The sequence below is a fragment of the Delftia tsuruhatensis NBRC 16741 genome, assembly GCF_001571325.1.
Lineage (GTDB): Bacteria > Pseudomonadota > Gammaproteobacteria > Burkholderiales > Burkholderiaceae_C > Comamonas > Comamonas tsuruhatensis.
This window is the reverse complement of the sequence record NZ_BCTO01000050.1, coordinates 18,682-32,829: the sequence shown is the minus strand read 5'-3', so window position 1 is coordinate 32,829 and position 14,148 is coordinate 18,682. Positions and strand designations below refer to the sequence as shown.

Sequence of the window (14,148 nt, the reverse complement as noted above, 5' to 3'; positions counted from 1 at the left end):
CGCTGTCACTGGTAGCCCCGGATTTCCTTGAACACCAGCGGCAGTCCGCTCTTGCCGGTGTTGCGCGCATCGAAGGCGCGCCCGCCCGTCAGCGCGGCCAGGGCCTGCATTTCGCCGGACTGCGCCTCGCCAAAGATGATGGGAAAGACCCGCACCAGCGGCGCGCCGCCGTCGCGCGCCATGCGCTGCTCGCGCTCGAACGCGGCCCAGTCGCGGCCGGCCGTGTTGGCGCCATCGGTCAGCAGCACGATGCTGACGAAGCGCTCGGGATCGGCCCGCAGTTCCTGGCGGGCCTGCTGCTGGGCCAGCGTGAGCGCGTCGTAGATGGCCGTGCCGCCGTCAGCCACCAGGCTGTCGGCATAGGCCAGCACCTGGGCGCTTGCGGCCTGCAGGTCGCCCGCCGCGAACTGCACGCGCGCGGGCTGGCCGACCAGGCCCGAGAACGGAATCAGCAGCACGCGCTCGCGCGCCTGGAAGGCGGCATAGCGCTGGCTGGCGGCCGAGGCCTCGGCGCCGGACAGCAGCTTGAGCGCCTCCTTCATCTGCGCCAGCCGCGCACCCTTCATGGAGCCGCTCACGTCCAGCACGAAGATGCTGGTGGCCGGACGGCGCAGATCGCTCTGGTAGGCCGAGAGCACGGCATCGATCACCTCCAGCCGGTTCGGAAAGCTCAGCTCCACCACGGGCGCCGTGGGCAGGGCCGGGCTGGCCTGCGCCTCGGGGCTGGCGGGGCGCAGCTGGGCCTGGCGCAGCGGCTGGCCCTGGAAGGCGGGGGCCTTGAACTGGGCGACCAGCTTGTCATAGTCGGCGCGGCGACCGGCGTTGAGCAGCATCAGCGGATAGTCGGCCGAGATCACGCCGTCGCGCGGGTAGACCAGGGTCAGGCGGTCGGCGGCGGGCAGCTTCTCGTTCAGGCGCAGGATCACGGCCTCGTAGTTGACCAGCGCATCGACGGCGCCAGGCTCGCGCTCGAAGGCCTCGGCCAGCCAGCCGGAGCTGCCTGCCGTGAGCTTCTGGCCCGACAGAAAATCCTTGAGCACCTTGGCGTTGACCTCCCTGGCGTCCAGGTCCTCGGTCTTGCCGGCCACGGCCGAGGCCACGGCGAACAGCGCGCTCATGCCGGTGTTGGAGCTGGCCGGATTGGTCATGCCGTAGCGCAGCCGGCCCTGGGCGGCAGCGCGTGCGATGTCGGCCCAGGTGGGCGGTGCCTTGTCCCAGCCCAGCTTTTGCAGCACGGGGGCCTTCACGCCCAGGGCCACGCGCGAGTAGAAAAGCTTTTCGCGCGCCAGCGGCTTGTTCGCCAGCGCCAGCGCGGGATAGGCGCCATTGGGCGGCAGGATGGCGTCGTACTGCTCGCCCGCATTGATGCGCTCGACCATCTCCAGCGTGCCTGCATAGCTGAGCTTGAGCGGTACGCCCGCCGCCGTGGCGGCCTGCTCCAGCGCGGGCGCCACGTCCTTGAGTTCGGAGCCGGCCAGCGCGGTGAACGCACCCTGGGGACCGGCGGGCGCATCGGCCTTTGCGGCGGCCTGCGGCGCGGGTTCGGGCGACTTGCCGCAGCCGGCCAGGACCAGCGCAAGGCCCAGCAGCCACCAGGCCGCCAGGCGCCGGAACATGCTCACAGCACCACCTCGCCGGCGGGCGCCTGCAGCGCCTCGCGCACGTCCTCGCGGCGGCTCTTTTCCAGATAGGCGCGGGACTTGTCCACCTCCTGCGACAGCGTGTCCACCGTGGTCTGCATGGAGGCCAGGGCCTTGACCTTGAAGTCGGCCATGGCGTCCATGGTCTGGTAGATGTTGCCGAAGGCCTGCTGCAGCCTGGCGATGTCGATGGTGCTGCCGGCCGCCTGCTCGTGGATCTTCCCGCTTTGCTCGCGCAGCAGCTCGCTGGTGCCGGCGATCAGGTTGCCCGTGGTGGTGTTCAGCGCCGTGATCTGGTCCAGCACCAGCTTCTGGTTGGCCAGCGCCTGCGCCACGATGACGGCCGTGCGCAGGGCAGAGACCGTGGTGGTGGTCGCGCGGTCCACGCCCTTGGCCAGTTCGAGGTTGTTCTTGCGCACCAGGTCCAGCGCCAGGTAGCCCTGCACGTTCACCGCCATCTGGGTGAGCAGGTCGGTGACCTTCTGGCGTGCGTAGAACAGCATGTCCTCGCGCACCACGCGCGCCTTTTCCGGGTCGCTGGCGTCCAGCTGCGCCGCCTTGGCCTCCAGCGCCGCGTCCAGCTTCTTGCCGATGTGGATGTATTTCTCCAGCCGCTCCATCAGGCCCCACAGGTTGGCCTTTTCCTGCTCGATGGCGGCGTTGTCGCGCAGCAGCTCGTCCTTGCCGCGCTTGAGGCTGTCGATGATGGCGTTCAGGTGGCTCTGGCTGGACTGGAACTTGTCGAAGTAGTCCACCAGCCTGTTGCCCATGGGGATCAGGCCCAGCAGCTTGCGCGGCTTGAACAGGTCGTCCTGGCGCGAGGGGTCCAGCGCCTCCACCTGGCGGCGCAGGTCGATCAGGCCCTGGCCGATCTGGCTGCCCTGGTCGAACAGGCCGTTGTTCAGCGTCTTGACGGGGCGCTCTAGCATGCGGTTGGAGACGGCGGCAGCGGCCTGCACCTCCTTGTTGCCCATGCCGTGGATGCGCTCGACCGCGCCCTTGAAGGCGGGCGACTGGCTGTCGTTGGCGGTGATGTCGTCGATGAACTGCGCCACGTGCGCGTCCAGCTGCTGCACTTCCTCGGCCTTGAGGCGGACCTTGCCGCTGGCCGACTCGATGGGCACGGGCAGGGCGGGCGCGGGCGGCTCCAGCACGAAATCCTGCTCCTGCGCAGGCACGGCCACGGCGGCGCTGGCAGCGGTGGTCTGGGGGGTGTTGCTCATCGGTTGCTCCTGGAACGTTCGGTCATTTGAAGCGCTGCTCCATGTCCACGATCATTCGCTCCAGCCACTCCTGGCTGGGCGGTTCGATCACATCCACCAGCTGCGCGGGCGCCTGCACGCCCTGCCCGGCCCAGCGCTCGGGCCCGTGCGTGTCGCCGCCGGTGCGAAAGCCGTATTCCTGCGCCAATGCGCGCAGCTGCGGATCGGATTCGAGCAGCTGGCCCACGCGATCGCCCGCAGGCGTGTAGGGCACGAGCACATGCTTGGAATACAGCGTGGGCTGCGGGTAGAGCATCACCATCTCGCCGCTCCTGCGCTGCGGGTGGCGCAGCAGGAACTCCACCAGCTGCGATTCATAGGCCACCAGCAGCGGCGCCTTGCCCATGCCCAGGGCCAGGTAGTCCTCGAAGGGGCCGGCCGACGAGCTTTCCTGGAAACCCTGGCGCAAAAACAGCGGCGCCACCTGCGGCATCACGCGCTCCAGGTCGGCCGGGCTTTGCACCACCTGCTGGCCGTTGAGCACATAGCTGGCCAGCGCCAGGTACATGGCCGCGCTGTTGGAGCTGCGCACATCGGTGCTGGCGGGCAGCACGGCCTTGCCGGTGGCAAAGGCGCCGGAGGCCTTCAGGTCACGCCAGCGCGTGCCCTTGCCGGCCATGGCCAGCAGGGCCGGCAGATCGGTCACGTAAAAGAAGTCGCCCTGCTTTTGCGCAACGCCGTTGGCGATCAGGATCTCGGCAATGGGCCGCCAGCTGGCGAACACGATGGGCGTGTAGAACGGCGTGTAGACCGTGCCGGCCCTGGCCGCCGCCTTGAGCTGGGCCGCAGCCGGCGCCCCCGAGGGAAAGCCGAAGTCGTACTGCTTGGGGTCGTAGCTGTTGGCAATGCTGCGCGAGCCGGCCTTTTGCACCGTCACCGTCACGCCGTGGCGCGCCAGCACGTCGCGCACGCGCTCGTCCTGGAAGAAGGCTTCCTTCTCGGAGCCGATCAGGCCGCGTGCCGTCACGGACTGCTGCTGCGTCAGCTGCGCCTGGCGGTCCTGCACCAGGGCCGTGCGCGAGTACCAGACGCCGCCGCCCACGGCCGCCAGCAGCAGCGCCGCCAGCCCCGCCGCCAAAGCACGGCGCGCGTTCATTGAGTGGCTCCGCCCTGGATGACGGCAAGATGAAATTCGGTCATGAACGCGCGGGCCGTTGTCATGTCTTGTTCAAAAAAACTTCTTATACGGAAGTTTTGTGACACAACGACGACACACGGCCCGGCCCGCGCCGCGACTACCTCAACGCGACTATCTCAGCGCGACTACCTCAACGCGAGTTGCTCAGTGAAGCTGCGCCCACCGGGCGTTTCGCGGTGCTGCTGGGTGCGGTGCTCCACCAGCTGGTCCCACGTCTGCATCTGGCGCTCCTGCGTCTTGCGCAGCGCGCCGGTGACCTGCTTGCCGGCTGTCTCGATCAGCGTGGTGATGGTGCGGCTGTCCTGCACCTTGGTCAGGTCATAGTTGCCCGACTGCAAATCCAGCATGCTGCGGTTGCGCGCCTTTTTGGACTCGGCGTTCAGGGACTCGGTCACCACCTGGGCGATCGACTCGCCCTCCCTGCCGCGGGACTGCCGGGTGGTCTTCTGGCCCACCTGGTACTCGGCGCGGCCGATTTCGGTCACGGCGCCGAATTCGTTGGTGTTCTCGAAGTCACCGCTGAAGCTGGCCTGGAAATCGGCCAGGCCGCTTTGCAGGGACTGCACGGAACGCTCCAGCCCGGAGAGCGCGACGATGGCGCCCGGCGCGGCCGGCGCCTGCGCGTTGTGCAGCTGACTGAAGGCACTCTTGAACATGTCCACCAGCGCCGCATCCGCACGGCCGCGCTGCGCGGCGGCATCAAAGCGCTTCAGATGCTGGTCCAGCGCGGACTGGCGCTGCGACGCGCTGGCGCCTGCGGGCGCGTCGGACTCCAGGTTGACGGCCAGCTCGCCCGCCGCGCCCTTCATCGCCACCGATCGGCCATCGGCGCCCACATGCAGGCTGAACGAGGACAGGGGCTGCGAAGGCTTGGGGTTCTTGATGTCCAGGTCCAGGCCGGACAGCACGCTGCGATCGAAGTCCATCAGCTTGCCCAGTTCCAGCTGGGGCTTGCCCGGCTTTCCCAGGCCTTCCAGCGCTTCGTCCAGCCCGTCGGCCAGCTGGGCGATGGCCGCGCTCTCGGCCTGGCTCAAGGTGCCGGAACTCTTGACCTCGACCCGCAGCCCGCTGCTGCTGCCCGCTTCGCTGCCGTCGTTCGTGGCAATCCGCAGCTCCACGGTCTGGCCCGATTGCGTGCGGATCTTCAGGCTCACGGTGGCAGCGCCCACGGACACATCGCTCAGTGCGGACTTGTCCAGGGCCTGCGCATCCGCGCTGCCTGCGACGGAGTCGGCCGCCGTGGGCGCCTGGTACTCCGCAACCGTCTGCTGGTAGTCCGACGGCGCGGCCGCAAAGCGCGACAGCAGGGCGCCGCCCAGGCCGCGCCAGCGGTCGGCCAGGCTGGCCGACGGGCCCAGGCCCAGGTTGCGCGCCATCAGGGTGCTGATGTCGTCCCTGTCTTGCGAGGCCCAGGCCCGGGTCAGCCTGAACTGGCCCAGTTCCACGGGCTGCGGTTTGGCATAGATGACGCTGGACCCTGCGGACTGGCCCAGCGTGACCTGCGTGCCCGGGTCGGCGGGTGCAGCAGCTGCCGTGGTCGCTGACGACCTCACGGACACCGTGGGCCGCATGCCCGCTGCGCTGGCGGCAAAGCTGGCGCCGGTGGATGAAATGCTGGTCATGGATTGAACATCTTCCTTCGGTCTTGTCCCGACTGAATGGCGGCCCAGGCCTTTGCAGGCCGGGGATTTTCTCTGTCCACGGACCATCGGCAGATTTCCGGTTTTCTTTACCTCCCATGCACCAATATGGTGTGAATACCTTGTATTCATTGAAATCCGGCCAATACAGAGAATGCTCGGCTGTTGGCGCAAAAAGACACCATTGCTCTACTGGGCACAGCAACCGGCGGCAAGCGGCATTCTCCCCGTGAGGCAGCCCTCTTTGACCTGAGTCAAGACTATGGAGTGAACTGCATCGATATAACGAAACGGCATCGCCAAAATCGGTCGCTGCAGTGCAACATAGATAGAATGAAAAAGACCAGGAGACGATATTGGCATGCAAACCTTTGATTTGCATGCATCAAAACAAGCTATCAAAAGCTTCGTAGTCACAGGAAATACAAACATTCGCCGTGGCGCATATGTCGGCAATGCCGCGCCATGGCCCCGTGATTCCTGACGAAGCCGCCCCAAGGCGGCCTGTTTCCCGGCAGACCTTCTGATCTGGAGCATTCGAGATGACGCTATTGGCTGGCAAAAAGGGCCTGATCGTCGGCATCGCCAACCGCGACAGCATTGCCTGGGCCTGTGCCCGGGCCATGCATGCGGCGGGCGCCGAGATCGGCGCGACCTGGCAGAACGACAAGGCCCGGGCGCATGTGGAGCCCCTGCTCGACGAGATCGGTGCCGAGCTGCGCATGCCGCTGGACGTGGGCGACGACGAGCAGATGCGCGCGCTGTTCGATGCCGCCGCCGTGCGCTGGGGCCGGCTGGACTTCGTGCTGCACGCCGTGGCCTACGCCCCGCGCAAGGACCTGCAGGGCCGCGTGGTAGACAGCTCCCGCGAGGGCTTTGCGCTGGCCATGGACATCTCCTGCCACTCCTTCATCCGCATGGCGCACCTGGCCGAGCCGCTGATGGCCGCCAGCGGCGGCAGCCTCATGACGCTGAGCTACCTGGGCGCCAGCGAGGTCATGCCGCACTACGGAATCATGGGCCCGGTCAAGGCCGCGCTGGAGTCCACCACGCGCTACCTGGCGGCCGAGCTCGGCCCCTCGCGCATCCGCGTCAATGCCGTCTCGCCCGGGCCCATCGCCACGCGCGCGGCCTCGGGCATTGCCGCGTTCGATGAACTCGTGGCCGACAGCGTGCGCCGCTCGCCCATTGCCGGCGAATTGCAGCCCGACGACGTGGGGCCGCTGTGCGCCTTCCTGGCCTCGGACGGGGCGCGCGCCATCACGGGCTGCACGCTGTATGTCGATGGCGGCCACCACATCCTCAACTAGCGGCTGCCGCACCGGCGCCCCGCAGCACTGCAGATGACCCTCCCATTCCCCCGAACCGCCGCCGCCGCGCTGGCAGCCGCACTGGCCGCCGCCCTGGCGGGATGTGCCTCCCTGGCGCCGCCGCACGAGCCGCCGCCCCTGCCCACGCCCGAGGCCTGGCCTGCCCATTTGCAGGCGGGCGCCCAGGGTGTCGCCGCCGCCGGCCTGCCCTGGCGCGAGTACTTCACCGACCCCGTGCTGCGCCAGCTGATCGCCACCGCGCTGGAGCACAACCGCGACCTGCGCGTGGCCGCGCTGCGCGCCGAAGAGGCGCGCGCGGCCTTCCAGATCCAGCGCTCCGAGCTGTTCCCGGCCATTGGCGTGGGCGGCCAGGCTGCACGGGCGCGCGTGCCTGGCGATCTCAACCTCTCGGGCCGCTCCGTGGTCAGCGGCGAGTACCGCGCCGAGGTCGGCTTCAGCAGCTGGGAGCTGGACCTGTGGGGCCGCGTGCGCAGCCTCAAGGACGCGGCCCTGCAGACCTGGCTGGCCAGCGATGCGGGCCGCCACGCCGTGCAGACCGCGCTGATCGCCCAGGTGGCCGACGGCTACCTGGGCCTGCGCGAGCTGGACGAGCGCGTGGCCATTGCGCGCGAGACGCTGGCCACGCGCCAGGAATCCTTTCGCATCTTCACGCGCCGCGAGGCCGTGGGCGCCAGCTCGCGCCTGCAGCTGACCCAGGTCCAGACCCTGCTGACCCAGGCGCAGGCCCTGCTGGCCCAGCTGGAGCTGGCACGCGCGCAGCAGCTGCACGCACTGGCCCAGCTGGTCGGCGCCCACCCGGGCCCGCTGCCCGCCGCCGCACCCTTTGACGACGCCCTGGTGCTGGCCGAGCTGCGGCCGGGCCTGCCCTCGGAACTGCTCACGGCGCGGCCCGACATTGCCGCGGCCGAGCACCAGTTGCGCGCGGCCCGGGCCCAGATCGGCGCGGCGCGCGCCGCCTTCTTCCCGCGCATTGCGCTCACCGCCCGCTGGGGCACGGCCAGCGCCGAACTCGACGGCCTGTTCGACGGCGGCAGCCGCGCCTGGGCCTTCGTGCCCACGGTGTCCCTGCCCATCTTCGACGGCGGCCGGCGCCGCGCCAACCTGGAGCTGGGCGAGATCCGCAGCGACATGGCCGTGGCCCAGTACGAGAAAGCCATACAGACCGCCTTCCGCGAGGTGGCCGATGGCCTGGCCGCGCGCCGCTGGCTGTCCGAACAGATCACCGTGCAGCGCACCGCCGTGCAGGCCCAGGCCGAGCGCGCGCGGCTGGCGCAGCTGCGCTACGACAACGGCTCGGCCGCCTACCTGGAGGTGCTGGACGCCCAGCGCGACCTGCTGGCCGCACGCCAGCAACTGGTGCAGGCGCGGCGCGCCCTGCTGTCCAGCCAGGTGGGCCTGTATGCCGCCCTGGGCGGCGGCAGCGGCGCGGAACCTGCCGCGCTGCCCGCCACCGTGCCGGCCACGCCTGCCGATCCCCCGAATTCCTGAAGCATCCGGACCCGCCCATGGACAAGAACACCTCTCTGAAGAACAAGATCGTGCCGATCGCCGCCGTGGCGGTCCTGGCCCTCGTGGCCTGGTGGGCCTGGAAGACCTTCACGCCCAAGGGCCCGGGCGAGGGCTTCGTCGGCAGCAACGGCCGGGTCGAGGCCACCGAGATCGACATCTCTACCAAGCTGCCCGGCCGCGTGGAGGAAATCCTGGTGCGCGAGGGCGACTTCGTGCAGGCCGGCCAGCCCGTGGCGCGCATGCAGATCGACACCCTGCGCGCCCAGCGCCAGGAAGCCGACGCCATGCGCCAGCAGGCCGAGCACAGCGTGGCCGCGGCCGAGGCCCAGGTCACCCTGCGCCGCAGCGACCTGGCCGCCGCCCAGGCCCTGATCGTGCAGCGCGAGACCGAGGTGGACGCCGCGCAGCGCCGCTTCAAGCGCTCGGAAACGCTGGCGCGCGAGGGTGCCTCCTCGGTGCAGGAGCTCGATGACGACCGCGCCCGCGTGCGCGGCAGCGAGGCGGCGCTGGCCGCCACGCGTGCCCAGGCCGCCGCTGCCCAGGCCGCCGTGAAGGCGGCCGAGGCCCAGGTGGTCGGCGTGCGCTCCCAGGTGCAGGCGGCCACGGCCACGGTGGCGCGCGTGCAGGCCGACATCGACGACGGCGTGCTCAAGGCCCCGCGCGATGGCCGCGTGCAGCTGCGCGTGGCCCAGCCCGGCGAGGTGCTGGGCGCAGGCGGGCGCGTGCTCAACCTGCTGGACCTGTCCGATGTCTACATGACCTTTTTCGTGCCCGAGACCGCCGCCGGGCGCATCGCCCTGGGCAGCGAGGTGCGCCTGGTGCTGGACGCCGCGCCCGAGTACGTGATCCCGGCCCGCGTCTCCTTCGTCGCCAGCCAGGCCCAGTTCACGCCCAAGACCGTGGAGACCGCCAGCGAGCGCCAGAAGCTGATGTTCCGCGTGCGCGCCCAGATCCCGCCGGAGCTGCTGCGCCGCCATCTGGAACAGGTCAAGACCGGCGTGCCCGGCATGGCCTGGCTGCGCACCGATGCCAGCCATGAGTGGCCCGCCAACCTGGCCATCAAGCTGCCAGCCCAGCCCGCGCAATGAGCCAGAGCACGACGCCCCACGCCAGCGGCTGGGTCGTGCGCCTGAAGGGCGTGCACCAGCGCTATGGCCAGGTCGAGGCGCTGGCGGGCATCGACCTGGACATTCCCGAAGGCCGCATGGTCGGCCTGATCGGGCCGGACGGCGTGGGCAAGTCCAGCCTCATGGCGCTGATCTCCGGGGCGCGCCAGATCCAGGAAGGCAGCGTCGAGGTGCTGGGCGGCGACATGGCCCAGCGCCGGCACCGCGAGGCCGTCTGCCCGCGCGTGGCCTACATGCCGCAGGGCCTGGGGCGCAACCTCTATCCCACGCTGTCGGTGGAGGAGAACCTGCAGTTCTTCGCGCGCCTGTTCGGCCATGACGCGGCCGAGCGGCGGCGCCGCATCGACGACCTCACCCAGGCCACGGGCCTGCGCAAATTCCTGGAGCGGCCAGCCGGCAAGCTGTCGGGCGGCATGAAGCAGAAGCTGGGCCTGTGCTGCGCGCTGATCCACGACCCCGACCTGCTCATTCTTGACGAGCCCACCACGGGCGTGGACCCGCTGGCGCGCGCCCAGTTCTGGGACCTGATCGCGCGCATCCGCCGCCAGCGCCCCGGCATGAGCGTGCTGGTGGCCACGGCCTACATGGACGAGGCCCAGCGCTTCGACTGGCTGGTGGCCATGGACGAGGGCCGCGTGCTGGCCACGGGCACGCCGGCCGAGCTGCTGCAGCGCACGGGCAGCCGCTCGCTGGAAGAGGCCTTCATCGCCCTGCTGCCCGAAGAGAAAAAGCGCGGCCATGCGTCCGTGACCATCGCCCCCCTGCCCGAGGGCGGCGAGGACGACATCGCCATCGAGGCCAGGGACCTGACCATGCGATTTGGCGACTTCGTCGCCGTGGACCATGTGTCCTTCCGCATCCGCCGCGGCGAGATCTTCGGCTTCCTGGGCTCCAACGGCTGCGGCAAGAGCACCACCATGAAGATGCTGACCGGCCTGCTGCCGGCCAGCGAGGGCCAGGCCTGGCTGTTCGGCCAGCCCGTGGACCCGCGCGACATCGACACGCGCCGCCGCGTGGGCTACATGACCCAGGCGTTCTCGCTGTACGGCGAGCTGACCGTGCACCAGAACCTGGTGCTGCATGCGCGCCTGTTCGGCGTGCCCGAGGCGGACATTCCCGCGCGCGTGTCCGAGATGCTGCAGCGCTTCGACCTGCAGGCCGCGCAGCACAGCCTGCCGGCCGCCCTGCCGCTGGGCATGCGCCAGCGCCTGTCGCTGGCCGTGGCCATGGTGCACAAGCCCGAGCTGCTCATCCTGGACGAGCCCACCTCGGGCGTGGACCCCGTGGCGCGCGACGGCTTCTGGCGCCTGCTGGTGGAGCTGTCGCGGCGCGACCGCGTGACCATCTTCATCTCCACCCACTTCATGAACGAGGCCGAGCGCTGCGACCGCATGTCCATGATGCATGCGGGCAAGGTGCTGGACAGCGACACGCCCGCGCGCCTGGTAGCCAAGCGCGGCGCGGCCACGCTGGAGGAAGCCTTCATCGGCTACCTGGTCGAGGCCGGTGGCGGCGAGGCCCCGGCCGCCGAGGAACCGGCCGCGCCTGCCGCCCCCGCTGCCGTGGAAACGCACACTGCGCGCCGCCGCCATTTCAGCGCCCAGCGCATGCTCAGCTATGTCTGGCGCGAAGCGCTGGAGCTGCAGCGCGACCCGGTGCGCGCCACGCTGGCCCTGGTGGGCTCGCTGATCCTGATGTTCGTGATGGGCTACGGCATCAGCCTGGACGTGGAGGACCTGCGCTTTGCCGTGCTGGACCGCGACCAGACCACCATCAGCCGCAGCTATGCGATGAGCCTGTCGGGCTCGCGCTACTTCATCGAGCAGCCGCCGCTGACCGACTACGACGCACTGGACCGCCGCATGCGCAGCGGCGAGCTGACCCTGGCCATCGAGATCCCCCCGGGCTTTGCGCGCGATGTGCTGCGCGGCGGCTCCGTGCAGGTGGGCGCCTGGTTCGACGGCGCCATGCCCACGCGCGCCGAGACCGTGCGCGGCTACCTGCAGGGCATCCACCAGCACTGGCTGACCGAGCAGGCGCGCGAGCGCCTGGGCGTGGCGCCGGCCGGCCTCATCGACATCCAGACGCGCTTTCGCTACAACCCCGACGTGCGCAGCCTGCCGGCCATGGTGCCGGCCGTCATGCCCCTGCTGCTGCTGCTTTTGCCGGCCATGCTGACGGCGCTGGCCGTGGTGCGCGAGAAGGAAAGCGGCTCCATCACCAACCTCTACGTCACGCCGGTCACGCGCACCGAATTCCTGCTGGGCAAGCAACTGCCCTATGTGGTGCTGGCCATGCTGAACTTCCTGCTGATGTGCCTGATGGCCGTCACCCTGTTCGGCGTGCCCGTGACGGGCAGCTTTGCCACGCTGGCCCTGGCGGCGCTGATCTTCAGCGGCGCCTCCACGGGCTTCGGCCTGCTGGCCTCCACGCTGACGCGCAGCCAGATCGCCTCGATGTTCCTGGTGCTGATCGGCACGCTGATCCCCACCACGCAGTTCGCAGGCCTGGTCGACCCCGTGTCCTCGCTGGAGGGCGTGGGCCGCGCCATCGGCGAGGTCTATCCGGCCAGCCACATGATCGCCATCAGCCGCGGCGTGTTCAGCAAGGCGCTGGGCTTTCGGGAGCTGGCCGGCTCGTTCGGGCCGCTGCTGCTGTCCGTGCCGGCGATCCTGGGCCTGGCCATTGCGCTGACCAGAAAGCAGGAGAGCTGACATGCGCACCCGCCTTTTCTCCAACATCTACCGGCTGGGCGTCAAGGAGCTGTGGAGCCTGTGGCGCGACCCCGTGCTGCTGGTGCTCATCGCCTATGTGTTCACGGTCTCCATCTACACGGCGGCCACGGCCATGCCCGAGAGCCTGCACAACGCGCCCATCGCCATCGTGGACGAGGACGGCTCGCCGCTGTCGCAGCGCATCGCGGGCGCCTTCTATCCGCCGCAGTTCGCGCCGCCGGCCATGATCGACCGCACGCAGATGGACCCGGGCATGGACTCGGGCACCTACACCTTCGTGCTCAACATCCCGCCCAACTTCCAGCGCGACGTGCTGGCGGGCCGCGCGCCCGAGCTGCAGCTGAACGTGGACGCCACGCGCATGAGCCAGGCCTTCACGGGCAACAGCTATGTGCAGCAGATCGTCTCGGCCGAGGTCAGCGAGTTCGTGCGGCGCTTTCGGGGCGCCACCGCCCTGCCCGTGGACCTGGTGGTGCGCGCGCGCTTCAATCCCGCGCTGGACAAGGTCTGGTTCGGCGGGCTGATGCAGATCATCAACAACGTGACCATGCTGTCCATCATCCTCACGGGCGCGGCGCTGATCCGCGAGCGCGAGCACGGCACGGTGGAGCACCTGCTGGTCATGCCGGTGACACCGACCGAGATCATGCTGGCCAAGATATGGTCCATGGGACTGGTCGTGCTGGTCACCGCCTTTGCCTCGCTCAACCTCGTGGTGCGCGGCGCCCTGGGCGTTCCCATCGAAGGCTCTCAGCCGCTGTTCCTGGCAGGGGCCGCGCTGTGCCTGTTCGCCACAACGTCGCTGGGGATCTTCCTTGCCACGCTGGCGCGCAACATGCCACAGTTCGGCATGCTGCTGGTGCTCGTGCTGCTGCCGCTGCAGCTGCTGTCGGGCGCCATGACGCCGCGCGAAAGCATGCCGCAGCTGGTGCAGACCATCATGCTGGCCGCGCCGACCACCCACTTTGTCGAGCTGTCGCAGGCCATCCTCTACCGCGGAGCGGGGCTGGACGTGGTCTGGAAGCCCTTTCTCGCACTGGCCGCCATCGGCTCCGTGCTGTTCGCCCTCACGCTCGCCCGCTTTCGCAAGACCATCGGCCAGATGGCCTGAGTTTCGTTCCGCCGCCAAGGCATCTTTCCACGTCAACCAGCAAGGAGTTCCATATGAGCGCACAGACCATTCCCCTCCATCTGCTCAAGGCCCAGCTCGAACTGCAGCTGCACCTGAGCCGGCTGCTGCAGGAAAGTGGCCAACAGTGGCTGGAGCATGCCGCACGCAACGGCCCCGAGCGCATCGCCGAGACCGGCAGCGAGATCGAGGGCGTGCAGCAGACCAGCAGCTGGCAGGAGCTGGCCACCCTGCCCGCCCAGGCCTTCTGGCGCCACGCCCACCTGCGCATGGGCCATGCCCAGGCCCTGGCCCAGACGGCCATGGCCAGCCAGATGACCCTGGCCCAGGGCGTGCAGCAGGCCGTGCACGACTGGCAGCAGCAGGTGGCAGCCACGCTGAGCGGCGGCGCCCAGGGCGCGGCCGACACTGCCGTGCCCTGGAGCGACCTGCTGGCGCGCTGGACCTCGGCCGTGCAGTCCATGGCCCAGTCCGTGACCCCATCCGTCACCCCGCCCGACCATGCGGCGCAGCAGCCCATTGCAGCGGCTGCCGCCGAAACGGCCCGGGACGCTGCCGCCCACGGCTGAAGAGCCCAGGGACTGACACAAGCCGCACGGTCCCGCAGGCGCGGGGCCGTTTGGCGGCCATTCACACG

General features: G+C 69.6%; 11 protein-coding genes. 7 read left to right on the top strand and 4 right to left on the bottom strand.

Going from position 1 to position 14,148, the window contains the following annotated elements:
- Window positions 1-5: 5 nt before the first annotated feature.
- The 4 genes from DTS01S_RS22990 to DTS01S_RS22975 all read right to left on the bottom strand — a co-directional run bounded on the left by DTS01S_RS22990 (window position 6) and on the right by DTS01S_RS22975 (window position 5,662).
- Window positions 6-1,616 (bottom strand): vWA domain-containing protein, encoded by a 1,611-nt coding sequence (locus DTS01S_RS22990; protein ID WP_061288990.1) that lies wholly within the window; start codon window positions 1,614-1,616, stop codon window positions 6-8.
- A 2-nt stretch (window positions 1,617-1,618) separates the two neighbouring features.
- Window positions 1,619-2,863, bottom strand: coding sequence for a toxic anion resistance protein (locus DTS01S_RS22985; protein ID WP_061288988.1), 1,245 nt, complete (start codon window positions 2,861-2,863; stop codon window positions 1,619-1,621).
- A gap of 22 nt (window positions 2,864-2,885) precedes the next feature.
- Window positions 2,886-3,998 (bottom strand): hypothetical protein, encoded by a 1,113-nt coding sequence (locus DTS01S_RS22980; protein WP_061288985.1) that lies wholly within the window; start codon window positions 3,996-3,998, stop codon window positions 2,886-2,888.
- A 167-nt stretch (window positions 3,999-4,165) separates the two neighbouring features.
- Window positions 4,166-5,662, bottom strand: coding sequence for a hypothetical protein (locus DTS01S_RS22975; protein WP_061288982.1), 1,497 nt, complete (start codon window positions 5,660-5,662; stop codon window positions 4,166-4,168).
- Window positions 5,663-6,041: 379 nt separating this feature from the next.
- Here DTS01S_RS22975 and DTS01S_RS31310 point away from each other — a divergent pair, with 379 nt between their 5' ends.
- Genes DTS01S_RS31310 through DTS01S_RS22945 form a run of 7 tightly spaced genes read left to right on the top strand, consistent with a single transcriptional unit; the run spans window position 6,042 to window position 14,080 of the window.
- Window positions 6,042-6,164, top strand: a complete 123-nt coding sequence (locus tag DTS01S_RS31310) for a hypothetical protein (RefSeq protein WP_255247329.1) — start codon at window positions 6,042-6,044, stop codon at window positions 6,162-6,164.
- A gap of 58 nt (window positions 6,165-6,222) precedes the next feature.
- A complete protein-coding gene (gene fabI / locus DTS01S_RS22970; RefSeq protein ID WP_016449534.1) occupies window positions 6,223-6,990 on the top strand; it encodes an enoyl-ACP reductase FabI in 768 nt (255 codons plus the stop codon).
- Between the two features lie 33 nt (window positions 6,991-7,023).
- Window positions 7,024-8,499: an efflux transporter outer membrane subunit gene (locus DTS01S_RS22965; RefSeq protein WP_017405873.1), complete on the top strand. Its 1,476-nt coding sequence runs from the start codon at window positions 7,024-7,026 to the stop codon at window positions 8,497-8,499.
- Window positions 8,500-8,516: 17 nt separating this feature from the next.
- Window positions 8,517-9,608, top strand: coding sequence for an HlyD family secretion protein (locus tag DTS01S_RS22960; protein WP_012202692.1), 1,092 nt, complete (start codon window positions 8,517-8,519; stop codon window positions 9,606-9,608).
- Entirely contained in the window at window positions 9,605-12,361 is a 2,757-nt protein-coding gene (gene rbbA / locus DTS01S_RS22955) for a ribosome-associated ATPase/putative transporter RbbA (protein WP_061288980.1), read from the top strand. Before DTS01S_RS22960 ends, rbbA begins: the two co-directional genes overlap by 4 nt.
- Before the next feature lies 1 nt (window position 12,362).
- On the top strand, window positions 12,363-13,493 hold the full coding sequence (locus DTS01S_RS22950) for an ABC transporter permease (RefSeq protein WP_017405871.1): 1,131 nt from the start codon (window positions 12,363-12,365) through the stop codon (window positions 13,491-13,493).
- A gap of 53 nt (window positions 13,494-13,546) precedes the next feature.
- Entirely contained in the window at window positions 13,547-14,080 is a 534-nt protein-coding gene (locus tag DTS01S_RS22945) for a hypothetical protein (RefSeq protein ID WP_017405870.1), read from the top strand.
- Window positions 14,081-14,148 lie beyond the last annotated feature (68 nt).

Excerpts from the sequence above, each read along its gene's own strand:
- DTS01S_RS22985 (WP_061288988.1), bottom strand. The coding sequence starts at position 2,863 with ATGAGCAACACCCCCCAGACCACCGCTGCCAGCGCCGCCGTGGCCGTG.
- DTS01S_RS22945 (WP_017405870.1), top strand. The coding sequence starts at position 13,547 with ATGAGCGCACAGACCATTCCCCTCCATCTGCTCAAGGCCCAGCTCGAA.
- DTS01S_RS22975 (WP_061288982.1), bottom strand. The coding sequence starts at position 5,662 with ATGACCAGCATTTCATCCACCGGCGCCAGCTTTGCCGCCAGCGCAGCG.
- DTS01S_RS22950 (WP_017405871.1), top strand. The coding sequence starts at position 12,363 with ATGCGCACCCGCCTTTTCTCCAACATCTACCGGCTGGGCGTCAAGGAG.
- DTS01S_RS22960 (WP_012202692.1), top strand. The coding sequence starts at position 8,517 with ATGGACAAGAACACCTCTCTGAAGAACAAGATCGTGCCGATCGCCGCC.
- DTS01S_RS22980 (WP_061288985.1), bottom strand. The coding sequence starts at position 3,998 with ATGAACGCGCGCCGTGCTTTGGCGGCGGGGCTGGCGGCGCTGCTGCTG.
- DTS01S_RS22965 (WP_017405873.1), top strand. The coding sequence starts at position 7,024 with ATGACCCTCCCATTCCCCCGAACCGCCGCCGCCGCGCTGGCAGCCGCA.
- DTS01S_RS22990 (WP_061288990.1), bottom strand. The coding sequence starts at position 1,616 with ATGTTCCGGCGCCTGGCGGCCTGGTGGCTGCTGGGCCTTGCGCTGGTC.
- DTS01S_RS31310 (WP_255247329.1), top strand. The coding sequence starts at position 6,042 with ATGCAAACCTTTGATTTGCATGCATCAAAACAAGCTATCAAAAGCTTC.
- rbbA (WP_061288980.1), top strand. The coding sequence starts at position 9,605 with ATGAGCCAGAGCACGACGCCCCACGCCAGCGGCTGGGTCGTGCGCCTG.
- fabI (WP_016449534.1), top strand. The coding sequence starts at position 6,223 with ATGACGCTATTGGCTGGCAAAAAGGGCCTGATCGTCGGCATCGCCAAC.